The sequence below is a fragment of the Floricoccus penangensis genome, assembly GCF_001832885.1.
Lineage (GTDB): Bacteria > Bacillota > Bacilli > Lactobacillales > Streptococcaceae > Floricoccus > Floricoccus penangensis.
In genome coordinates, this window is the sequence record NZ_MKIQ01000001.1 from 46,327 (window position 1) to 69,923 (window position 23,597).

General features: G+C 33.3%; 24 protein-coding genes and 1 pseudogene. 16 read left to right on the forward strand and 9 right to left on the reverse strand.

Going from position 1 to position 23,597, the window contains the following annotated elements:
• Positions 1 to 3 precede the first annotated feature (3 nt).
• The 3 genes from hpt (at position 4) to BG262_RS00260 (ending at position 4,280) form a co-directional block, all read left to right on the forward strand.
• Positions 4 to 543 (forward strand): hypoxanthine phosphoribosyltransferase, encoded by a 540-nt coding sequence (gene hpt, locus BG262_RS00250; protein WP_070786947.1) that lies wholly within the window; start codon positions 4 to 6, stop codon positions 541 to 543.
• Between the two features lie 159 nt (positions 544 to 702).
• The gene (gene ftsH / locus BG262_RS00255) at positions 703 to 2,730 is read left to right on the forward strand and encodes an ATP-dependent zinc metalloprotease FtsH (protein ID WP_070786885.1); all 2,028 of its coding nucleotides are present in this window, start codon (positions 703 to 705) and stop codon (positions 2,728 to 2,730) included.
• A gap of 167 nt (positions 2,731 to 2,897) precedes the next feature.
• Positions 2,898 to 4,280, forward strand: coding sequence for an amino acid permease (locus tag BG262_RS00260; RefSeq protein ID WP_070786886.1), 1,383 nt, complete (start codon positions 2,898 to 2,900; stop codon positions 4,278 to 4,280).
• A 99-nt stretch (positions 4,281 to 4,379) separates the two neighbouring features.
• Here the strand turns inward: BG262_RS00260 and BG262_RS00265 are convergent, their stop codons facing one another.
• From BG262_RS00265 to BG262_RS00285, 6 genes are all read right to left on the reverse strand, one after another.
• Entirely contained in the window at positions 4,380 to 5,270 is an 891-nt protein-coding gene (locus BG262_RS00265; protein WP_070786887.1) for a YitT family protein, read from the reverse strand.
• 41 nt (positions 5,271 to 5,311) lie between these two features.
• Positions 5,312 to 6,235, reverse strand: coding sequence for a YitT family protein (locus BG262_RS00270; protein ID WP_070786888.1), 924 nt, complete (start codon positions 6,233 to 6,235; stop codon positions 5,312 to 5,314).
• Positions 6,213 to 7,967: an aspartate--tRNA ligase gene (gene aspS, locus BG262_RS00275; RefSeq protein WP_070786889.1), complete on the reverse strand. Its 1,755-nt coding sequence runs from the start codon at positions 7,965 to 7,967 to the stop codon at positions 6,213 to 6,215. Before aspS ends, BG262_RS00270 begins: the two co-directional genes overlap by 23 nt.
• Positions 7,967 to 9,256: a histidine--tRNA ligase gene (gene hisS / locus BG262_RS00280; RefSeq protein ID WP_070786890.1), complete on the reverse strand. Its 1,290-nt coding sequence runs from the start codon at positions 9,254 to 9,256 to the stop codon at positions 7,967 to 7,969. Before hisS ends, aspS begins: the two co-directional genes overlap by 1 nt.
• Before the next feature lie 408 nt (positions 9,257 to 9,664).
• Positions 9,665 to 9,913: a hypothetical protein gene (locus tag BG262_RS10665; protein ID WP_158006624.1), complete on the reverse strand. Its 249-nt coding sequence runs from the start codon at positions 9,911 to 9,913 to the stop codon at positions 9,665 to 9,667.
• Between the two features lie 30 nt (positions 9,914 to 9,943).
• Positions 9,944 to 10,225: a TMEM175 family protein gene (locus BG262_RS00285; protein WP_070786891.1), complete on the reverse strand. Its 282-nt coding sequence runs from the start codon at positions 10,223 to 10,225 to the stop codon at positions 9,944 to 9,946.
• A 164-nt stretch (positions 10,226 to 10,389) separates the two neighbouring features.
• Between BG262_RS00285 and rpmF the strand changes: the two genes are divergently transcribed.
• From rpmF to BG262_RS00305, 4 genes are all read left to right on the forward strand, one after another.
• The gene (rpmF, locus tag BG262_RS00290; RefSeq protein WP_070786892.1) at positions 10,390 to 10,560 is read left to right on the forward strand and encodes a 50S ribosomal protein L32; all 171 of its coding nucleotides are present in this window, start codon (positions 10,390 to 10,392) and stop codon (positions 10,558 to 10,560) included.
• Positions 10,561 to 10,572: 12 nt separating this feature from the next.
• Complete coding sequence (gene rpmG / locus BG262_RS00295) at positions 10,573 to 10,722, forward strand: 50S ribosomal protein L33 (protein WP_070786893.1); 150 nt, start codon at positions 10,573 to 10,575, stop codon at positions 10,720 to 10,722.
• A 190-nt stretch (positions 10,723 to 10,912) separates the two neighbouring features.
• Positions 10,913 to 11,356, forward strand: a complete 444-nt coding sequence (locus BG262_RS00300) for a DUF3290 family protein (RefSeq protein WP_070786894.1) — start codon at positions 10,913 to 10,915, stop codon at positions 11,354 to 11,356.
• On the forward strand, positions 11,353 to 12,078 hold the full coding sequence (locus BG262_RS00305) for a DUF421 domain-containing protein (protein ID WP_070786895.1): 726 nt from the start codon (positions 11,353 to 11,355) through the stop codon (positions 12,076 to 12,078). The genes BG262_RS00300 and BG262_RS00305 overlap by 4 nt, the downstream gene beginning before the upstream one ends.
• A gap of 86 nt (positions 12,079 to 12,164) precedes the next feature.
• Here BG262_RS00305 and BG262_RS00310 read toward each other — a convergent pair.
• Positions 12,165 to 12,841: pseudogene (locus BG262_RS00310) on the reverse strand (type 1 glutamine amidotransferase domain-containing protein).
• Positions 12,838 to 13,173 carry an ArsR/SmtB family transcription factor gene (locus BG262_RS00315; protein WP_070786896.1) on the reverse strand — a complete coding sequence of 112 codons (336 nt, stop codon included), beginning with the start codon at positions 13,171 to 13,173 and terminating at the stop codon, positions 12,838 to 12,840. Before BG262_RS00315 ends, BG262_RS00310 begins: the two are co-directional and overlap by 4 nt.
• A gap of 139 nt (positions 13,174 to 13,312) precedes the next feature.
• On the opposite strand from BG262_RS00315, the gene BG262_RS00320 reads away from it, so the two are divergent.
• From BG262_RS00320 to phnE (BG262_RS00360), 9 genes are all read left to right on the forward strand, one after another.
• Positions 13,313 to 14,245, forward strand: a complete 933-nt coding sequence (locus BG262_RS00320; RefSeq protein WP_070786897.1) for an aminoglycoside phosphotransferase family protein — start codon at positions 13,313 to 13,315, stop codon at positions 14,243 to 14,245.
• Positions 14,246 to 15,127 (forward strand): metallophosphoesterase family protein, encoded by an 882-nt coding sequence (locus tag BG262_RS00325; RefSeq protein ID WP_070786898.1) that lies wholly within the window; start codon positions 14,246 to 14,248, stop codon positions 15,125 to 15,127.
• Between the two features lie 10 nt (positions 15,128 to 15,137).
• A complete protein-coding gene (locus BG262_RS00330; protein ID WP_070786899.1) occupies positions 15,138 to 15,956 on the forward strand; it encodes a metallophosphoesterase family protein in 819 nt (272 codons plus the stop codon).
• Positions 15,957 to 15,985: 29 nt separating this feature from the next.
• Entirely contained in the window at positions 15,986 to 16,174 is a 189-nt protein-coding gene (locus BG262_RS00335; protein ID WP_070786900.1) for a hypothetical protein, read from the forward strand.
• 220 nt (positions 16,175 to 16,394) lie between these two features.
• A complete protein-coding gene (locus tag BG262_RS00340) occupies positions 16,395 to 18,344 on the forward strand; it encodes a hypothetical protein (protein WP_070786901.1) in 1,950 nt (649 codons plus the stop codon).
• A gap of 51 nt (positions 18,345 to 18,395) precedes the next feature.
• The gene (locus BG262_RS00345) at positions 18,396 to 19,451 is read left to right on the forward strand and encodes a phosphate/phosphite/phosphonate ABC transporter substrate-binding protein (RefSeq protein ID WP_070786902.1); all 1,056 of its coding nucleotides are present in this window, start codon (positions 18,396 to 18,398) and stop codon (positions 19,449 to 19,451) included.
• A 72-nt stretch (positions 19,452 to 19,523) separates the two neighbouring features.
• Positions 19,524 to 20,285, forward strand: coding sequence for a phosphonate ABC transporter ATP-binding protein (phnC, locus tag BG262_RS00350; protein WP_070786903.1), 762 nt, complete (start codon positions 19,524 to 19,526; stop codon positions 20,283 to 20,285).
• The gene (gene phnE, locus BG262_RS00355) at positions 20,272 to 21,093 is read left to right on the forward strand and encodes a phosphonate ABC transporter, permease protein PhnE (RefSeq protein WP_070786904.1); all 822 of its coding nucleotides are present in this window, start codon (positions 20,272 to 20,274) and stop codon (positions 21,091 to 21,093) included. Before phnC ends, phnE (BG262_RS00355) begins: the two co-directional genes overlap by 14 nt.
• An 18-nt stretch (positions 21,094 to 21,111) precedes the next feature.
• Complete coding sequence (phnE, locus tag BG262_RS00360; protein WP_083312838.1) at positions 21,112 to 21,939, forward strand: phosphonate ABC transporter, permease protein PhnE; 828 nt, start codon at positions 21,112 to 21,114, stop codon at positions 21,937 to 21,939.
• Positions 21,940 to 21,987: 48 nt separating this feature from the next.
• Here the strand turns inward: phnE (BG262_RS00360) and BG262_RS00365 are convergent, their stop codons facing one another.
• Complete coding sequence (locus BG262_RS00365) at positions 21,988 to 23,394, reverse strand: SPFH domain-containing protein (protein ID WP_070786905.1); 1,407 nt, start codon at positions 23,392 to 23,394, stop codon at positions 21,988 to 21,990.
• Positions 23,395 to 23,597 lie beyond the last annotated feature (203 nt).

Sequence of the window (23,597 nt, forward strand, 5' to 3'; positions counted from 1 at the left end):
AGAATGTTAGAACAAGACATAAAAAAAGTGTTAATTTCGGAAGATGAGTTACAAGCAAAAGCAGTTGAATTAGGGGAAGTTTTGACTAATGACTATGCAGGAAAAAATCCTTTAGTAGTTGGAATCCTTAAAGGTTCAGTACCTTTCTTAGCTGATTTAATAAAAAGAATTGATGCCCACTTGGAAATGGACTTCATGGTAGTTTCAAGCTATCACGGTGGAACTTCTTCTAGTGGAGAAGTGAAACTAATCAAGGATTTAGATACGAGTGTGGAAGGACGTGATATTTTAATAGTTGAAGATATCATTGACACAGGTCGTACTCTTAAATACTTAGCTGAGCTTTTGGAACACCGCAAGGCTAATTCAGTTAAAATTGTTACTTTACTTGATAAACCAGAAGGTCGTGTTGTTGAAATTGATGCTGACTATGTAGGTTTCCAAGTACCTAATGAGTTTGTAGTTGGATACGGACTTGATTTTGATGAAAATTATCGTAATTTACCATATATTGGTGTATTAAAGGAAGAAATTTATCAATAATTCAGTCTAAGGTACCATTGAGTAATAGTGGATATTGGACTATAATTTGTGAGGATATGGACTTAATCTAATTATTCTGATATTTAGATATCCATAGTTGGCATTTTTTTAAATTTTTTGCCATAATAAGAAAATATTAAAGGTTAGAAAAGGAAATAAATGAACAATAAGAAAAATAACGGATTCGTTAAAAATTCCTTTTTGTATTTACTACTTATAGTAATTGCAGTTGTTGGTTTTCAATGGTTAATTGGTGATACCTCAACGGCAGTAAATAAAGTTAGTTATACGGAATTTGTAAAGGAACTCAAGGATGGTGACATTAAAGATTTAAGTTATCAACCATCTAGCGGTCTTTTAGAGATAAAAGGTAATTACAAATCTGAAAAAACTGTAAAGTCTGATCAAGACTTAAAACTATTTGGTGGAACAGCAACTACTAAAGTAAAAAAATATAAAACTTTAGTTCTTACAAATGATTCTACTATTTCAGAAATTCAAAAGTTGGCGGCAGACTCTTCTACTAAGGTTACGGTAGTACCTGAAAGTTCTAGCGGTATATGGTTGAGCTTCTTGATGTCATTCTTACCACTTATTTTACTTGTTGGTTTCTTCTATATGATGATGAATGCTGGTGGTGCTGGTGGTCGTGGTGCTGGTGGTACTATGAACTTTGGTAAATCCAAAGCTAAACAACAAGATAAATCTGCTAATAAAGTTAAATTTGAAGATGTAGCTGGTGCAGAGGAAGAAAAACAAGAACTTGTTGAAGTTGTTGAATTTTTGAAAAACCCTAAGAAATATACTAAATTAGGCGCACGTATTCCCGCAGGTGTACTACTTGAGGGCCCTCCAGGAACTGGTAAAACTTTACTAGCTAAAGCTGTTGCCGGTGAAGCTGGCGTTCCATTTTTCTCAATTTCAGGTTCTGACTTTGTAGAGATGTTTGTCGGAGTGGGAGCAAGTCGTGTACGTGATTTATTTGAAAATGCTAAGAAAAATGCTCCAGCCATAATCTTTATCGATGAGATTGATGCTGTCGGTCGTCAACGTGGTGCCGGTATGGGTGGAGGAAATGATGAGCGTGAACAAACACTTAATCAACTCCTTGTAGAGATGGATGGTTTCCAAGGTAACGAAGGTATTATAGTAATCGCCGCAACTAACCGTAGTGACGTACTCGATCCAGCCCTTCTCCGTCCTGGACGTTTTGACCGTAAGGTTTTAGTTGGTGCTCCCGACGTTAAAGGACGTGAAGCTATATTACGAGTTCATGCGAAGAATAAACCTCTTGCGGATGATGTAAATCTTAAGGTAGTTGCACAGCAAACTCCAGGTTTTGTCGGTGCTGACCTTGAAAATGTACTTAATGAAGCTGCATTAGTTGCTGCTCGTCGTGATAAAAATCTTATTGATGCATCAGATATTGATGAAGCAGAAGATCGTGTAATTGCTGGTCCTGCTAAGAAAGATAAAAAAGTATCTGATAAAGATCGTGAGACTGTAGCTTATCATGAGGCAGGTCATACAATTGTTGGTCTTGTATTATCAAACGCTAATATCGTTCATAAGGTTACAATTGTACCCCGAGGACGTGCTGGTGGATATATGATTTCACTACCTAAAGAAGATCAAATGCTTCTATCTAAGGAAGATATGCAAGAACGTCTCGCAGGTTTACTTGGTGGACGTACTGCAGAAGAAATTATCTTTAACCGAATCACAACAGGTGCCTCAAATGACTTTGAGCAAGCTACACAATTAGCTCGTGCTATGGTGACTCAATATGGTATGAGTGATAAACTTGGTACGGTTCAATATGAAGGTAATCAATCAGTCTTTATTGGGCGTGATTATGGTCAAACTAAGGGTTATAGTGAAGCAACAGCACTTGCTATTGATGAAGAAGTTCGTCGTATTATTAGCGAAGCCCATGAACAAGCTCGTCAAATAATTGAAGATAATCGTGAAGCGCATAAAAATATTGCTATGGCACTTCTTAAATATGAAACACTAGATGCTCGTCAAATTAAGTCAATTTACGAAACTGGTAAAATGCCAGCGGATTTTGTTGATGATGAACCAGAAGTTGCTCAAACTTATGAAGAAGTTAAAGAACAGTATGAGAAGCACGATGAAGAACGTGAACAAGAAGAAGAAAAAGAAGTGGGTGAAACAGCTGAATAATCTCAGCTGTTTTTCTTTTTGTCTATTTTTCCATTACTGAGCTCAGAAAAAAGAATCATCTTGCAATCTTAGGCTATTTTTTGTAAAATGAATAAATACTCAAAAAGTTAGAAAATTATGAAATATCACTTAAAGTAAGTGAAATTTTATTTAAGAAGGATTTATTTATGAACATATTTCGTACGAAAAATTTGACCGCAGATAAGACAGAGATGAAGCGAGAGCTTAAAACTTGGAATCTGGTAATGCTTGGACTTGGAGCGATGGTCGGAACAGGTATATTTACAATTACAGGTATAGGAGCAGCTATCTATGCGGGGCCTGCTCTAATAATTTCAATTATAATGGCTGCCTTTGCTGTTGGTTTATCGGGCTTATTCTTTGCTGAATTTGCCTCTCGCTTACCGGTTATAGGTGGTGCTTATGGTTATTTATATGCAGTTTTTGGAGAATTTATTGCTTGGATAGCTGGTTGGCTAATGATCATGGAATTTATGTCAGCAATATCTGGCGTTGCAGCTGGATGGGGTTCATATTTAAAAGGTATGTTCAATCTCAATCTACCTTTGGCAGTTTCTGGTCCATTTGATCCTGCTAAAGGTACTTATATTGATATAATGCCCGTACTTGTTATTTTGGCAGTTACTGCTTTATTGCTGTTAAATTCAAAGCTTGCGCTTGGTTTTAATAGTGGTTTGGTTATTTTAAAATTCTCAGCTCTAATATTATTTATTGTTGTTGGGGTATTCTATATTAAACCAGATAATTGGTCGGACTTTGCACCTTATGGTTGGGGTTCATTCTTCGGGGGTAAGACGGGTATAATTGGTGGAGCAGCTATAATGTTCTTTGCCTTTCTAGGATTTGAATCAATAGGTACCGCAGTTGATGAAACAAAAGATCCTCAAAAATCAATTCCTCGTGGGATTATTGGATCACTTATAATTGCTACACTTTTTTACATCATTATTACACTTGTGTTGACAGGAGTTGTAAATTATAAAAACTTAAATGTTGAGGATGCTGTAGCATTTGCACTACGTTCAGTAGGTGCTACCTGGGCTGCAAATTACGTTTCAGTTGTCGCTATCTTTACGTTGATTACTGTGTGTATTTCAATGACCTATGCTAATGCTCGAATGATTTATGGGATTAGTCGTGATGGACTATTACCAAAATCATTAAGTAAACTTACTGTAAAGTCTAAGATACCTAAAAATGCTACAATACTTGCTGGTTTGCTTTCAGCATTTGCCGCAGGCTTTACATCACTTAACCAATTAACTGAATTTGTAGTTATCTGTACCTTGGCTTACTTAATCTTATTAGCAGCTGGAATTATTAAACTAAGAAGAGATCAAGGAGCACCTAAAGAAGGACAATTTAAAACTCCTTGGGTACCTTTTCTACCTATTGTTTCAATCATTATTTGTATAGGATTTATGACACAGTTTGAAGCTAAAACTTGGATTGCATTCATAGTTGCATTGATAATTGCGGTAGTAATTTATTTCGCTTATGGTTATAAAAATAGTGAAATTAATGAGTAGTCAGTATTAATTTATAAAGTCATCTGAATGTTTCATGTGAAACATTTAGATTTATAATTGATTGTATGAAAAAAGCAGTTTGGATTTTATTCCAAGCTGCTATTTTCTTTTTAAAATACTTTTTTTCTCTTTAACTTCATAAGTAAAACCACTTCCAACTATTTCATGGACATTGATAACTGAAATAAAGGCATTTGGATCAATTTCTGCGGTTAATTGTTTTACAGCTAATACTTCTTGCGGATTAAGAACTACATATATAATTTTTTTCTTATCACCAGAGTATGCGCCTTCTCCGTTAAGATAAGTTGCTCCTCGATCAATCTCTGCAACAATTTTTTGAGTTATTTCATCGTGTTTATCAGAAATAATAAGCATACCACGGACAGTATATCCACCAGTTTCAACAAGTCCTACAACATTTGAAAATACAAAGCTTGCAATTAATGTATACATCATATGTCTGATATCAATATACGAAAGACTTGCTAGTAGAACGATAGAGTCAATAATTAATAAAGTTTTACCTAATTGAGCACCACGTTTAACTTCAAAAATCTTAGCAACAATATCTCCTCCACCTGATGTACCCCCATAGCGGAAGATTAATCCGCTACCTACACCAGCAAATATTCCAGCAAGAAGTGCTGCAATAAGAAAGTCATTATCTATATTAATAGTGAAGTTAACTCTTTGGAAGAGATAAATAAAGAATGACATGGTTAGAGTACCATATACTGTATAAAATAGTGCTTTTTTCCCACCAAGATATTTATATCCCATTATAAATAAAGGAATATTAATAATAACTTGAGAATAAGATGGATCTATGTGAAATAGGTTATACAAAATTAAAGTAATACCAGCTAGACCACCTTCAGCAAGATGATTTGCCATATTGAAGTTAACGAATCCAAAGGCATAGATAGCAGCACCAAGTGCAATCATGAAAAGATTGACCGGGTTAAAAATAGATTCATTTTTTTTCATATAAATAAGATTTTCCCTTTATAAATTTATTAATTAGATGATTAATCATCAACAAAATTCCCAAGAATTTTAACGTTTTCGGAAATTGAAACGAAGGCCTTGTCATCAACTTTTTTCATAATGGCCTTGAAAAAAGAAAATTCAGCCCGAGTAATTATAGTAATTAAAACTGTTGTTTTATCATGTGTATATGCACCTTCAGCATTATTAATGATAGTCACTCCACGATGAAGTTTGTCTTGTATGGCTTTACAAACTTCAGGAGCTTTTTTAGTAACAATCATAACCTGCATTCTCTTTTGCTTAGTATAGACAGCATCTGTAACGCGACTTGATACAAAAATTGTTAAGAGTGAGTAAAACATATACTTCCAACCAAATAGAATGCCGGTAATTAGGACTATAACGGTATTAAACATTAATGAAATGAAACCAACATTTCTTCCTGTTTTTTTTCTAATAGAGATACTTATAATATCAGTACCACCACTTGATATTCCGTTACGTAATCCGTAACCAATCCCTGTTCCCATTGTAAGACCACCAAAAATAGCATTGATGATAGGATCCGTTGTAAGTGTAACCTCTGGAACAAGTTGGATGAAGATTGAACTAAGAGTTACAGTTAGGATGGTATAAATTGTAAACTTATGTCCAATTTTATACCAAGCAAGAACAAAAAGTGGAAGATTAAGTGCATAGAGGGTTACTGATACAGGAATAGTATAACCTAACCAATTATGACTTAATGTAGTTAAGATTTGTGCTAAACCTGTAATACCACTTGAGTAAATGTGACCAGGTTGAAAGAAAAAGTTGATAGCGACACTTGATAGTATGGCATAAACTACTGCAGCAGAGAAACGTTCAGTAAACTGCTCCATTGCAGTAGCTTTCTTCATAGTATCTTCAGGGGATTTTTTGAAGGTGAATTTCATAGTATTAGTCTTTTTTCTTTTCCTCAACTGAAAGGCTTAATTCAGCAAGCTGTTTGTCAGAAACTAGGCTAGGAGCTTCTGTCATTGGATCAGTAGCTTTATTATTTTTAGGGAAGGCGATAACTTCACGAATATTATCTTTTTTAGCTAAAAGCATAGCAAATCTATCAAGACCAAGAGCTAGTCCTCCGTGTGGTGGGAAACCATATTCAAGTGCTTCTAAAAGGAATCCAAATTGGTCTTTTGCGTCCTCAGCAGTAAACCCAAGAGCTGTAAACATTCTTTCTTGTAATTCACGTTTGTTGATACGTAGGCTACCACCACCAAGTTCATAACCATTTAATACGATATCATAAGCAACTGCACGTACTTTTTCAAGATCTGATTCAAGATAGTGTGCTGTGTCTTCTGTTGGAAGTGTAAATGGGTGGTGAGCAGACATATAACGACCCTCTTCTTCGCTATATTCGAACAATGGCCAGTCGATAACCCATAGGAAATTGAATTTGTCGTTGTCAATTAAATCAAGTTCTTTAGCTAGACGACCTCTTAGGGCACCTAAAGTAGTATTAGCAACATCTAAATCGTCAGCTACAAATAAAATTAAATCTCCATTTTCAGCAGATAATTCTTCTAAGAAATCAGACGTTTTATCTGTTAGGAATTTAGCGATTGGACCAGTTAATTGATCGTTATCAACTTTTACCCATGCAAGGCCTTTTGCACCGAAATCTTTGGCAAAATCAGTAAGCTTGTCAATATCTTTACGTGAATATTTGTCAGCAGCACCTTTTGCAACGATTGCCTTTACAACTGGAGCTTCTGCAAATACTTTGAAATCAACTGTTTTTGCAAGTTCTGTCAAGTCTTGTAACTTCATTTCATAGCGTGTATCAGGTTTATCATTGCCATAGAAGTTCATAGCGTCATTATAGGCCATACGTGGGAAAGGAAGGGTAACATCAATATTAAGAGTTTCTTTCATTACTTTAGCAAGTAAACCTTCAGTGATATCTTGAATTTCTTGTTCAGATAAGAAAGAAGTTTCAAGGTCGACTTGTGTAAACTCAGGTTGACGGTCTCCACGTAAATCTTCATCACGGAAACATTTAACGATTTGATAATAACGGTCAAAGCCAGCATTCATTAAAAGTTGTTTTGTTAATTGCGGACTTTGTGGTAAAGCATAGAAGTGACCTTCCGAGATACGACTTGGTACAAGATAGTCACGTGCGCCTTCGGGTGTTGATTTAGTAAGTACTGGTGTTTCAACATCAATAAAGTTTAAATCATCAAGATAGTGTCTGATTGATTTAGTAATTTGATGGCGAAGTTTAAAGTTTTTAAGCATTTCAGGACGACGAAGGTCAAGGTAACGATATTTAAGACGAGTGTCGTCATTTACAGTAACATCATCTTTAATTTCAAATGGAGTAGTTTTAGCAGTATTTAGAATAGTTAATTCGTTTACAGCAAGTTCTATTTGTCCAGTTGGGATGTTGTTATTTGCTGATGCACGTTCAACTACCTCACCTGTAACTTCAATAACATATTCATTTCTTAAAGATTCGGCATCTTTCATCAAGTCTTCTGATACATTTTCAGGATTAATAACCAATTGCATGATACCTTCACGGTCACGTAAATCAATAAAGATTAATCCACCAAGGTCACGACGACGTCCAACCCATCCTTTAAGAGTAACAGTTTGACCAATATTTTCGCTTCTTACATCACCAGCATACATAGTTCTTTTCATTATAAAATCTCCTCTAATAGTTCATCAAAAATTGGGTTAAAATCTTCATATACATTTTCAAGAGTTGTAGCAACTTCTCGACGATTTTCATTGTTTTTAACTATAATATTACCCGTAGTTGCTTCTTCTTCCCCTAAAGTGATAATAAGTTTAGCATCATATGCTTCAGCAGATTTGAATTGGGCTTTAATTTTACGTCCCAGATAATCACGGTCAGCAACAAAACCTTGTTCACGTAAACTTTGAACAACCTTTAATGCTGGGTAATTTGCTTCATCACCTAGAACCACAACATAAACATCAAGAGAATTAGCAGTTGGTATTTCGATACCTTGTTCTTCCATAATTAGAAGAAGTCTTTCGATACCCATTCCAAAACCAAAACCTGGAGTAAATGGTCCACCAAAATATTCAACGAGACCATCATAACGACCACCAGCACAGATTGTTAACTCAGACCCTTTAACATCAATCATAAATTCGAAGATTGTGTCATTGTAATAGTCAAGACCACGAACCATAGTATGGTCAATTGTATATTCAATATTAAGAGCATCAAGCATTGAACGTACTTGATTAAAATGATCAAGACTCGCTTCAGTTAAATAATCTAGTACTTTTGGAGCCTCAAGCACGATTTCTTTATCTCTTTTATCTTTGCTGTCAAGTATACGTAAAGGATTTTCGGTCAGTCTGCGTTTGCTATCATCAGACAATTCTTCTGCATAAGGAGTCAGATAGTCAACCAGTGCTTGACGGTATGCAGCACGACTTTCTTTGTCACCTAGGCTATTAAGGTGAAGTCTTACACCTTCTATACCAAGTTGTTCAAAGAATGCTTGAGCCATAGCAATTGTTTCAACATCAGTAGCTGGATTTTTTGACCCAAAGCACTCTACTCCGATTTGGTGGAATTGACGCATACGTCCTGCTTGAGGACGTTCATAACGAAACATTGGTTCAGTATAATAAAGTTTAACTGGCTTTTGAACCTCGGGTGCAAACATTTTGTTTTCAACGTAAGAACGAACAACTGGAGCAGTACCTTCTGGGCGAAGTGTTATATGGCGTTCACCTTTATCGTAGAAGTCATACATTTCTTTTGTTACGATGTCACTTGTATCACCAACAGAACGACTAAATACTTCATAGTGTTCGAAGATTGGAGTACGGATTTCCTTATAGTTATAGCTTGAAAAAACAAGATTGGCTGTTTCTTCAATGAATTGCCATTTGTTACTTTCAGTAGGGAGTATGTCATTTGTCCCTTTTGGTTTTTGTAGTTTCATAGATATCCTTTCTGGTAGAGATATTTGTTTGTATAGTCACTTAAAAATAGATTAATACATCGTTGACTCATCTCGATGAACGCTAGTTCTATCATCAATTCGTCGCCTTGTCTTATTTCTATTTTAATCAACTATAATTCGAATACTGAGAGGTTGTTTCATCTTTTCTTGGGTATAGAAAAAGCCCTTGAGATTACTCAAGGACGTACAATTGACGTGGTGCCACCTTTATTCACAGAAAATATCTGTCTCTAAAAGCTATAAGGTTGCTAGCCATATCTTACGTCACTTTTTTCTAATAAATTAGAAACTTATCTCAATGCATTCTCTCAGCTTACTGAATGCTCTCTTTTTCTAGGACTCATTATAACAAAAGCATTATCATAAAACAATGATAAAATAGGGGCTTTAGGTATTTTTTACAGATAATATACCTCTAAATGAATTAATGTTTACTAATCCGACAATGACTAGGGAAACGATTGGGATGAAAAAGGCAAAAACAAAGGCCAGAGCAAAACAACCATAGAAATTTTTAACCCATTTATTAGTTCTAGGTAAAGTATTTTCCATATCAGGATTATCTCTACATACTTGTTTGTTTAAAACAAAGAAACTTTCCACCCAAAGAATTTGGAGAAGAAGATAAGTTATCATAGGTAGTGTGGCATTGGTTTTTTCACTAATCTAAGAGGTCGTGAAAGGAACTAAGGTAAGTAGGAAGAGCCAAATCCCATTTAATAGGAAAACTTTATTTGATATGATTTCGGCATTCTTAAAGGTATTATGGTGAGAAAACCAAAAAAGATAAATTAAGAAAAAACTAACGATGTAGGCAAAAAGTACATGCCACTCAGAAAGTAGGTTACTTAATTTTACTCCATCAGGTGAATGAAGTTCTAAGACCATAATTGTTGCAGCTATTGCAATCATTGCATCTGTAAATGCTTCTAAACGTGATTTATTCATAAATATACCTCCAAAATTTCTATTAAATTATACTATTTTTATTTGTAAAGTAAAAATACTTTACAAAACTCTTGTTTTTGTTTAATATTCATGTTAAGATACTAAAGTATTGAAATTTAGGATAAACCTAATCAAGAAAATATAATTAAAGGAGACATATAAACATGGCAGTACCAGCACGTCGTACTTCGAAATCTAAAAAAAATAAACGCCGTACTCATTACAAAATTTCAGCTCCAACTGTAACTTTTGATGAGACTACAGGTGATTACAACCGTTCACACCGTGTATCTTTAAAAGGATACTACAAAGGTCGTAAAGTTACTAAGGATTAATAGGAGGCTAATATGCGCGTAAATATCATTTTAGAATGTAAAGAAACTGGCGAACGTATATATTTGACTTCAAAAAATAAACGTAACACACCAGACCGTTTAGAACTTAAAAAATACTCTCCAAAATTACGCAAACGCGTAACTTTCAAGGAAGTTAAATAATTTATTTTAAAACCCTTTCTAAGGGTTTTTTTCATTACTAAAAATTTTAATGAAAATTTTTATACAGTAAAATGTTATTTTGATCAAATTATGCTATAATTTTAGCTAGTAATTTTCATAAATTATAATTGATAAAATCTATAATTAAATAACACTTATTGTTTTATAATAAATTTTTAGGAGCTCCAAGATGACAGTCTATTCATATGAATATTTTAAAAATCTAGCAGAGACCAATATTAATTATTATCATGTTTTCTATGCAATTGCAGGGGTTGCTTTTGTAATCTTACTTTTTTTGCGTCTTCGCTCACATATTGCGGGACGTCATAGGGACTTGTTAATTATTATTGGTTTATCTTTTTTCATTATTTCAGGTATTCAATACTCAAATTACACAAATGGTAAGACAAGTACTAACAATGCCAAGAATATGATAACTTTCCTGGATTCTGTAAGTGATAACATGCATAGCAATATTAATAATGTATATGTAAATCAGACTTCAATGAAGGAAGGAATGGTAATAAAAGTAAATGATAAATTTTATAAAGTGACCTTTAATAATGACTACTCTTCATATTTACTTGATGAAACATATTTACTGCAAAGAGGGGAGCTAGATATAAAATGAATTATTATGAAACGTTCCTAAAGCTAGCAATTGGTATGATAGGATTAATCGTCCAAATAAATCTTTTTGGTAAGGGAAACCTTGCTCCCAATAATGCCATTGACCTTATTCAAAATTATATCTTAGGTGGTATCATTGGTGCGGTTATTTATAATCCAGACATTACGGCATTCCAATTCGTCCTTGTACTGATGATTTGGACTCTCATTGTTTTCTTATTTAAGTACGCTAAAGACCATAGCTATATTATAAAAAATATAATTGACGGTCGACCTGTTATTTTGATTGAAGATGGTAAAATCAAAGTTGATGAGGCAATGCGATTAGGGCTTGCGGCAGATGATTTAATGCTTCAATTAAGACAAAGTGGTGTAACTAATTTGGAACAAGTCCATTACGCTATAAGAGAGCAAAATGGTCAAATTACTTTAATCAAGTATGATGACAATGACTTCTACTTACCTGTCATTACTAATGGAAATGTAAATAATCATGTCTTAAAACTTATAGGTCGTGACAGAGATTGGATTGAATATGAAATGAAAAGGCAGATGGTAAAATTACGGAATGTCTATCTTGCTGAATATATTGATGGGGAAGTAAGTTTTACACTATACAAAGATACATTAAAACATGATCTGTGGGTAAAACAGAATGCCCGACTAAAAGAAAAGAAAGAGGCTATTCTTGCTGAAGTAGAGCAGATAATAGAAGATGAGTAGAAAAAAAGAATTGTAAATTATACTTACAATTCTTTTTTGTATAAATTTACAAGTATTTTTACAACGTTCTTTACAAGTGTGTAAATCTAATTTATTTCTTCAATAAGCAATTTAGCTACCGCCCGTGGAGAAAATGGATTTTGACCAGTAATCAATCTTTGGTCAGATACTGCAAATTCCTTATAGGCTCTTTTTTTCTGGAAATTGGCACCATGTTCAGTTGCAACCTCCTCATTTAAAAATGGTACGATTGATTTTTTGCCGGCTAAAACTTCTTCAGAGGTTGTAAAGCCAGTAATTTTTTTGCCTTTAATAAGATATTCATCATTTTCATCTTTAATATTTAGAAGACCAGCAATTCCATGACAGACCGAAGTTATATAGCCACCATCATTGTAAATTGATAAGGCAATCTCTTGTAATTCATGGTTATTTGGAAAATCCCACATCACACCATGACCACCAGTATAGTAGATGACAAAATAATCAGAGGGATTAATATCAGAAGGCTTAAGGGAGTTACTTAGTGCTTTCTTTTGAAAATCAGGTCTTTCATAAAATGAGAGAATAGATTCATCAACATACTTCATGCTTCGAGGATCTAAAGGTACAAATCCCCCTTTTGGACTAACATAGTCTACTTCAATTCCTTTATGTTCTAATTCTTCAATGAATTCGGTAGCTTCACCCAACCATAAACCAGTGGGTTCAGAGTTTCTCCGTAACGAGTTTCATTTGTTAGGACAACCAAGGCTTTTTTCATTTTTTATCCCTCTTTCTAATAACTTCTTTTATATCATTGATAAACATTTCCATCTTATCAATCTCAACAAGATCGTGAGAAAGAAAATAGTAATTTTTAGTACCAACACGAGAGTAATCAACAACATGTGCATCTTTTAAAATCTTTAAATGATGCGAGATAGCAGGACGCGATAGTTGAGTAACCTCAGTTAGATCATTTACACGTAAACCCTCACATGCCTTATCTTCCAAAAGTGCTAGAATAATAGCCTGTCTTTTTTCATGCCCTACTGCTACTAGGAATTTCCTTAGTCCGTCAAAATCCTTTTTAAGTTTTTTTAAGTCTTGCATAATTACCTCTTAATTTAATTGGTTGATATTTTTAAACCATTTAATCATATACTAACTTAACTGTCAATTTATAAGATTTTGGAAATATAGATAATCTTTCATATGCTATAATTGATAGTGCGAAAGGTGGTGAATTCAGATGGAAGTTAATAAAATCTTGTCAGAAATTCCTTCAAGTGAAGGTTGGAAGGTAATTGAAGAGATAAAATATGGTTGGTCAGAAGATAGAAAATTCTATGTTGAAACCGAAGATGGGAAAAAGTTGTTAGCTAGGTTAATACCAATTAGTTATCAAGAAATTTATAATGATACGAAAATTCAATACGAATTTATCAAAGAATGTAATAAACTTGATGTCAAAGCGTGTAAAGCTATTGATTTTGGAAAAGTTAACAATAAACCATATCTTTATATGATACTATCATATGTTGAAGGCGAGCCATTAGAGAATATGCTGAGAAATTTATCAAATGAAGAACAGTATGATTGTGGTAGTCAAGCAGGTAGAAGTTTACGAAAAATCCATGATTTAGATTATGGAGAGCAATTTGATGGTAAGGCAAAATTACAGAGATATTTTGATAGAAAAAAGATGCAACTGGAAAACTATACTAAGTCTGAATTACGCCTTGAAGACGATGAGGGAATCATAGAATTTGTATCTAAAACCTTACCTGATGTAATTTGTAGACCAACTACTTTTTTACATGGAGATTATCATCTAGGTAATCTTATATATACACCAAATGGAGAAGTTGGAGTGATTGATTTTAATGCCTCCGAATTAGGCGATAGATATGAAGATTTTTACAGGTTAGAGATCTTATTTGGGAGCAAATTTTTTATTAGAGGGTTGATAGACGCTTATTTTGAAATAGAAAAAGAAATACCAGACGAATTTTGGAAAATGTTTAAATTCTATAATTTACATGCTGCTTTGTGTGCAATATTATGGGCTAATAATTATTCCAGTGAAGAAGCTGAGAAGATGTCTAAGCGTTCAATACGAACATTAGAACACTATGAATACGGCAAATTATTAATTCCATCATGGTATGAAAGGAAAGAGTAGATGCAAAAAATAGCAATACTTTCTGATGTTCATGGAAATGTGACTGCTTTACAAGAAGTTGTCAATGATGTAAAGAAAGAAAAGTGCACTGAAACATGGTACATAGGAGATTTGATGAGGCCAGGTCCTGGTGTCAATGATTTAATTGAACTTCTTAAGTCAATAAATATGACTACTTTTGTTCGTGGTAATTGGGATGATGTGGTCCTTGATTCACTAAAAGGAATATCTCAAGGAAAGAAAATTTCTCCCGATAATCCTGAGATTGTATATGTGACTATCTTAAACAAATATGTTTTAGAAAATATCAGTCCTGAGAACTTAAAGCTTCTGGAAGATACCAAATTAAGAGAGGTTAAAGAAATTGAGGGTTTGAAGATTTCTTTGACACATAATTTACCACATGATGCATATGGAGGGGATCTTTGGATTACAAATCCAACTGAAAATTTTGATAAGCTATTTACAAATGAGGAAGGTCAAATTGATGAGGATATTGATATTGCAGTGATTGGTCATACCCATCGTCAACTTATGAGATATTCTTCAAAGGAACAATTGATAATAAATCCTGGGTCTGTTGGAATGCCTTTTTCTAAGAGGGAGAGGTTTCAGGAGAATTTAGATGCTCATTATACAATTTTAGAGATTGAAAACGGTAAAATTTGTGGTGTAAATTTTAAGAGGGTTCCTTATGACCATAATGTTGAACTTAAACTGGCAAAGGAGAGAAATCTGCCTTATAATGAGTTGTATAAATTACAGATGGAGACTGGTGAGCCTCATATTCACGATGTTGATATGCTAATTGATGTCAATGAAAAATATGGATATAGGGAGCAAGTCATGGATTTTCTGGATGATTTGGATTTAGATGATTGAGGTAGAATGTATGAAACATAAGATAGCGATTATTTCTGATGTTCACGGTAATGTAACTGCTTTACAAGAAGTTGTCAAGGACGTAAAGAAAGAATGTTGTACAGAAGCTTGGTACATGGGTGATTTGATAATGCCTGGCTCTGGTACAGATGATTTACTTAGTTTGTTAAAGGAAATAAATACGACAACTTACGTTTTAGGTAATTGGGATTCTTATTTATTTGAGGGTAATGAACCTGATAGACATGAGGATCCTCAGTATGTATATTTTTCGACATTAATTGATTATGTAAAACAAAATATGGGTACTGAAGGCATTGATTTTATCAAGTCATGGCCTATGCAAGTCATTAAACATGTGGGCCCATTGACTATTTCTCTTAGTCATAATCTACCAGATAAAAATTATGGCCATGATTTGAGACCAATGAATAACACTGAAAACTTTGAAGAGTTATTTGCAGCAGATGATTCAATTGATATAGCAATTGTTGGTCATACACATAGACAGTTTATGCGCCCTACTACGGGAGGTCAGATAGTTTTAAATCCAGGTGCAGTCGGGCAACCATTTTCGGATCGAGCAAAATTGTTTTCTGATTTAAGATCTAGGTATTTAATTCTTGAAATTGATGAAACAGGTCTTGCTGATGTTGATTTCAGACGTGTGCATTATGATCGACATGCTGAATTTGAACTTGCTAAAATACGTAAGTTACCTTATATTGAATTGTATGAAAAGCAAATGGATACAGGGGTTACTTATACCCATGACCGCGATGTATTAAAAGGTCTTAATGACAAGCATGGTTATAATTCATTTGAATAAAAAATTATTAATTTAGGAGATGAAAAGAAATGAATAAGGAAGAGTTACAGGCAAGAATTCGCAAGGAATTAAATATGCCATATTTTAAGGCACAAGTTGCTGATGATATTGATTTTACAGAAGATGAGTATCAAGAATTTAAAAATAATTTAGTTTCTTATTATAAGGACTATGTTCAAGATATTGATATTGATTTTCAAGGTGGACTTGATAAGTAGGATGATATATTTGTACTAAAAAAGTTGGAATTTGTGTCTACAGATTTCGATTTTTTTTATAAAAATTTTAAAATTTCATATTGTATTGATTTAATTTACATAGTAAAATGTGTTTAACGAACTATATAATAGCAAATAGGAAAATCGTTCGTATTTTATTTATTTAGCAAGAGAAGCATAGGCAATTGACTTCTCATCTGAAATATTAAGGAGTTTTTTTATGAAAAAATGGTTTATAGCCATTTTATTGTTGTTTTCTATTACTCTCCCACTTAATGTTAATGCAGGTGCGGATCAACTCAAGGATCAGGAGCTAATTAACTCAGCTCCATACATTAAACCTTTAAAAGAAAATGGTAAGAAAATATTATTTGATAATACACATGCTCAGACAGCTGGAGCTGCTGATTGGGTCATTGATGGAGGATTTTCTGATTTTGCTGATGGTCTTGTGAAAGAAGGTTATTACGTAAAGGAACTTCGAAAGTTTACTCCTATAACCCTTCAAGACTTAGAAGACTATGATGTATTTGTAATACCTGAAGCTAATATCCCATATAAAGCAGAAGAGCAAAATGCAATAGCTGCCTATGTTTCAGGTGGAGGTTCTGTATTTTATATAGGTGATCACTATAATGCCGATCGAAATAAGAATAGGATTGATGCACCAGAAGCATTTAATGGTTTTCGCAGAGGTGCATACACAGATATGACACTTGGTATGGATGATGGAGAGCGTAATTCCCAGGCCATGCAAGGAGTAGTTAGTAGAGATTGGTTAAATGATACATTTGGTGTTCGTTTTAGATATAATGCGCTTGATAATATTGATGCCCCAATGATTATGGAAAATACATTTGGCATTTTAGACAATGTAAGTGATGTTGCTTTGCATGCTGGTGGAACAATTGCAATAATGGATAATAAACGTGCCAAAGGAATTGTTTACCCTCCAGAAGGACTCACAAAAGAAACTAACCGTTGGCCTAACGCTACTGATGATGGAGTGTATAATGGTGGTGGAGTTGCGGAAGGTGCTTATATTGCCATCAGTAAAAAAGATAAAGGAAAGGCAGCCTTCCTTGGAGATTCTTCACTAGTTGAAGATGCTAGTCCTAAATATAGAAATGAAGAAACTGGAAACTTGAAGAGGACATACGATGGTTACAGCGAAAAAGATGATTCTCGTCTCTTGATGCAACTTATTAATTGGCTAGCTATTCAAGAAGATTATTCAGATTTTAGTAATAAAGGAATAAATTTATCAGAAAAAACTAGTTTACATGATTTTGAGATTCCAGAAAATAGTACAGAGCCACAAGCAGAGCCTTGGGGGAAACCACAAAAGGGTTATAAATGGTATGACCGTTCTACTTTTGCAGCAGGAAGTTATGGATCAAATATTGATCCAGATAAGTTACCTAAAGTAGAGATTATTTATGATAACTTGCCTGTTGTGGGTGAAGAGGTAAAACTAAAAGTTATTTTTACTAACTACAAAGCAAATACAGTTTTGAAGGACTATACTTTAGGTATTTACAATCCAACCGAAGGACAGAATGGTCTTAAACAAGGTGAGCAAGTTGCTGATACAAAAGTAGGAGAAGGTGAGTGGAAAAATAATAAATCTTATTCAAATACTTTTGATATCCAGACGGATAAGTACGGAAATGCTGAACAAGAAATCACCGTCAAAGTAGATATTGAAGGAAATTACAATATTAGATTGAAACAAGGCAAAAATAATGTTATAACTGATACTATAGTGTTCGCTACTCAGAATGATGTCGAAAAACCACAACCTAATATTGATGTTGAATATTCAAATAGGATTGCAGTAGGTAAGGAAAGTAAGGTTTCAATAAAGTTTACCGATTTTAGTCCTAATACTGATCTAAGAGACTATGTTTTAGATGTATATAGTCCAGTCTCTTATTTGGGAAATGAAGCAGGAAGTGGTTATGCTTTTGTTAAATCAAGTGATGGTAAATGGAGCAACAAACGTGATTCATCTGAATCATTTGATGTTTTGACAGATAAAGATGGTAATGCCTCTATAGAGTTAACTATTCGTACAACTGACGCAGGTGACTTTATTCTTCGTTTGCGAAAGAACAATGAAGAGCAATTTAGTAGTAAGATTCAATCTTTATGGTATTTACCAAGTTAATTAAGATAAATAAATTTTATTTATAAAAAAATATAGGAGAATTTTTTAAAAATGAAAGCAAAAAAATTATTTGCAACTAGTATGGTAGCTGTTGCTACGGCTGCACTTTTGGTTGGTTGTGGTTCTAAGGAATCAAAAACTAAAGAATCTGATTCAGGTTCTAAAGCTCTTGATGAGTTAAACGTGATGTTTGTACCATCTAAGAATCCTGATGATATTAAAACTGCGACAGAACCTTTGAGCAACTTATTAAAAGAAGAGTTGAAAAAAGAAGGTGTTGAAGTTAAGGATGTTAAAATCTCTGTTGGTACTGACTTCCAAGCAGTAGGTGAAGCTTTAAGTTCAGGAACTGCTGATGTGGGCTACGGAGTGCCAGGTGGAACTTATGCAGTATACAAAGATGAAACTGATGTTATCTTGACTGCTACACGTAAAGCTTTAAACAAAGATAGTGAAAAAGCTAAGGACTGGAATGATGGAAAACCAACTGTAGCAACTGATGAAGAAGCTAAATCATACCGCTCGCTTTTAATTGCTGGTCCTTCTGCAAAAGGTCAAGAACTTGCAAAAAAAGTTAATGCTGGTGAAGAACTTACATGGGATGATCTAAACGGAGCTAACTGGGGACTTGCATCACCTACCTCATCTGCTGGATATATTTATCCTTCTCTATGGTTGAATGATAATGTAAAACATAATATTACTGAACTTAAATCAACAGTTCAAAATGATTCATATGGTTCAGGTTTTGCTCGTTTAGCTTCTGGTCAAATTGATGTTATGCCTGTTTATGCTGATGCACGTCGTGACTTTGAAAAAGCATGGTCTTCTGAATATGGTAAGAAAGATATTTGGACTGAAACTAATGTAATTGGTGTTACTGTTCCTATTTACAATGATGCTATATTAGTTTCTAAAAAATCTGATAAGATGGATGATAAAGTCAAAGGAGCATTGCAAAATGCTTTGATCAATATGGCAAAAACTGAAGAAGGTAAAAAAGTTATTGCTGTATATTCTCATACTGGATATGTAAAGGCTACTGATTCTGACTATGATACAGAAGTTAAAGCTCAAGAGCTTATGAAATCACAAAATAAAAAATAAGAGAATTTAAAGCCGAATATAGACTGAGCATTCGCTCAGTCTATATTTTGCCTATTAATAAGGAGTACATTTATGATTAAAATGGAACATGTTTCCAAAGTTTATCCAAATGGAACTGTTGGTTTGGATGATATAAATTTAGAAATTGAACAAGGTGAGTTTGTAGCTATTATCGGTACAAGTGGGGCCGGTAAATCTACTTTGATTCGTACTATTAATCGATTGACTGATATTACAGATGGTAATTTAACAGTAAATGGAACCGATGTTGCAAAATTAAAACGTAATGATTTACGTAAGTTTCGTCAATCTATCGGTATGATTTTTCAATCGTATAATTTAGTTCCACGTATTTCAGTTATTAAGAATGTTTTAAATTCTCGTGTTTCTCAAATGAATTTTTTATCTGTATTATTCTCTCGATTTTCAAAAGAAGATAAACAAATGGCTTTGGAGTCTCTTAACCGTGTGGGAATTTTAGATAAGGCGTACGTTCGTACAGATGAACTATCTGGAGGACAGCAACAGCGTGTATCTTTAGCAAGAACACTAGCTCAAGATCCTCAAATCTTACTTGCAGATGAACCAGTAGCAGCACTTGATCCAGTAACAGCAAATGAAGTTATGGATAACTTTAAGAAAATTAATAAAGAGTTGAATAAGACTGTATTGATTAACATTCACCATGTCGATTTGGCACTTAAATATGCTGATAGAATTATTGCTATTAAAAAAGGAAAAATAGTTTTTGATGGACCAAGTAGTGAAGTAACGCAAGAGATCTTGGATGAAATTTATCAAAAAGAGGATGGCGTAAAAAATGACAAAGTATAAGAGAATAGCTCAATCAAAAGAATGGGTACTTGAAGATGGGTCAGTAGTTAAAGAAAAAAAATCCCATACATTCATCTATGCACTATTTGTCTTAGCTATAGTTATTTTTTCACTTTATATTGTGCAGTTTGATTTTGAAAAAGTATTCAAAAATTTCCATAATTTTTGGTCTATGCTTGGATCAATGTTTCCACCGAATTGGGAATACTTAGGAGCAATAAAAAAACCTTTACTAGATACCATTAAAATGAGTATAGTAGGTTCATTTTTAGGTAGTATTCTTGCTGTTCCATTTGCATTTCTTGCTGCTAATAATATTGTAAAGAATAAACTGATTAATGGAGTAATTCGTTTTATATTTACAGTTCTACGTACATTACCCACACTTGTTACAGCTTTGATTGCTACTTATATATGGGGACTTGGAACTTTTGCTGGTACAATAGCTATCTTTATATTTTCTTTTTCATACATCGGAAAACAACTTTTTGAACAAATTGAAACTGTAGATATGGGACCTTTTGAGGCTATGGAAGCTTTGGGAGCTAGTAAATCAAAAGCTGTCGTGGCAACAATCTTTCCTCAACTTATGCCTATGTATATTTCAACTACTCTCTTTAATTTCGAAGGAAATGTTCGTTATGCAGCTATCTTAGGTTATGTAGGTGCAGGAGGAATTGGTATAATCTTGAATGAGAATATTGGTTTACGCTACTACACAAATGTTGGAATGATTTTAATTGTATTATTTATAGCAGTGACTATTATTGAGCAATTTAGTCAATTTGTTCGAACTAAATTATCATAGACAATTGAAGGAGAGAAAATGCAAGTAGAAAATAAAAATAATTCAATTGTCGAGATGTTAGAAAAAGAAAAAAGTAATAAAGGATACTACATGATGATTGCTGTAGCTATTTTGGGATTACTAATCTGGTCAATGTCTGTAATTGAAGTGAAACCCCTTTCGAAAGATGGAATGGTTATTGCTAAGAATATATTTAAAGGAATTTTTCATCCTGATACTTCGTTCCTTTTCAATTTTACTAAACAAGGAGTACCATTTTTACTATTAGAAACAATTGCTATAGCGGTATTAGGTACACTATTCGGTGCAATATTAGCTCTTCCATTAGCTTTTTTATCAGCAACTAATATTGTACCAAAACCAGTTGCATTTATAATGAATTTTATTAATATGGCAATTCGAACTGTGCCACCTTTTGTATATGGTTTAATGTTTATACGTGTTACAGGACCTGGAGCTTCAGCAGGAGTATTAACACTAGCAGTTGCTTCAATAGGGATGATTGCTAAGATGTTCACCGAAACAATTGAAAATTTAGATCAAGGTATTATTGAATCAATGGAGGCATCAGGAGCTAGTTTATTCCAAAAAATTCGTTTTGGTATAATTCCACAATTGAAGCCTGATTTCTTGTCACTATTACTATATCGTTTTGACATGAATTTGAGAGATGCTACTATTTTAGGTTTAGTAGGTGCAGGAGGAATCGGAGCACCATTAATTTTTGCAATGAATGCTTATCGTTGGAATCAAGTTGGTTCAATATTAATTGGATTATTCCTACTGATATTTGTAGTTGAAGCAGCTTCATCACGAATTCGTCGATTTTTAATACAAGGAAAATAATTTTAAATAAATATAACTCGTAGTTTGATTGGACTACGAGTTTTATTATTATAAGTTGCTATTGTTCTTCGAATTTTTATCATTATTTCGTTTTGTGGCATCATCTTTATTTTTAATAAGTTCTTCAAAATCAATACCAGTTGCATCTTTAATTGCTTGGAAAGTTCGATCCATACCTATTTTTCCTAATTTTTCGATTCGATTTGCTTCAGCTTGCGCTGCTAATTCAATTTGTCTTGCTTCAATTTCTGCTTTAGCAATTTGACGAGCTTTATTTGCCTCAGCTTCCTGAACAGCAACGTAATGTCTTGTTTCAGCTTCTTTACGAAGAAAATCAGAATTGAACTCTTTTTCTCGTGCTTCTGCTTTCTTTTCTAGAAGCTCAATTTTCTTTTCTTGTTCTTCATATTCTAATTTCAACTGCTCCATTTTAGATTTTAGCTCAATTTGTGCTTTCAAAATTTCACGATCTTTTATAATATTAGCTTTTTCAATTTCTTGCATTTTTATCAAATTAGCTTGTTCAATTTGACCATCTTTCTCTATATTAGCACGTTCGATTTCACGATCTTTTTCTATATTAGCACGTTCAATTTCTTGATTTTTTATTATATTTGCTTGCTCAATTTCTTTGTCCTTCATCATATTAGCTTTTTTAATTTCACTTTTTACACGTTCTTGGACTTTTGCAATTTCTTCATCTAAATTTATTTTTATTTCTTGAAGTGCTTGTTCTTTTCGTTCTTCAGCAATTTCTATGCTTCTCTTAATTTCTTCAAGCTGTGCCGCTTTATCATCTTCGGCTTGTTTAATACGGGTTTCAAGATCGGCAGAAGAGTATTCAAGCTGTGCCTTTCTTTTGTTTTCAACTATCTGAAGTTTAGTGATTGCATCTATGTAACCATTGCCATCATTAATTTCTTTTATTGAAAGTGATAGTAATTCGATTCCCATTTTTTTAAGTTCAATTGAAGCCATAGCTTGTATCTGTTCAATTATATATGATTTATCTGTATATATATCTTCCTCTGTCATTGTACTTAAGACAGCTTGTATCTGTTTTTCAATGATTTCCTTAGCATCTTCTTCAATTTTTTTTGAAGGCTCTCCTAGATAATGCTCTACAGCATTTTTAATATACTTGTCTGTTGTTCCGATTCTTACCAACGCTGAAGCAGTAGCTTGAAAAGGTATCCCTCCATCCATATATATTTCATTGACTTCAAGATCAATTTTTTTAGTTAGAAGGCTGAGCGTATGTGCTTTCTGTAAAAATGGAACTATATATGTTCCTCCATCTGTAACTACCCTGACTCCCTCTTTATTTTTAAGATTTTTCCCCGAAACTACAAGTGCTTGATTTGGTTCTCTCTTTACATAAGTTGCTACAAGTAATACTGCAATTAAAATAAAAATGATTAAGATTACCATTAATACAATTAAAATTTTTGACATATTTTCCCCCAATTTATAAGTTTTAATAATGATTTTACTTTTTTTTCTAAACTGCAACATGAAAAAAATTTTGAAATTAATCAATCTACAATTATTTCATTAAAATAATAAAATAATTAAATTTTAAACTCCCCACAAATTTAAAATTATAATTTTAAAAACTCAAATGTATGTATTTTGTTAACAATTAAGAAAAATGCAGT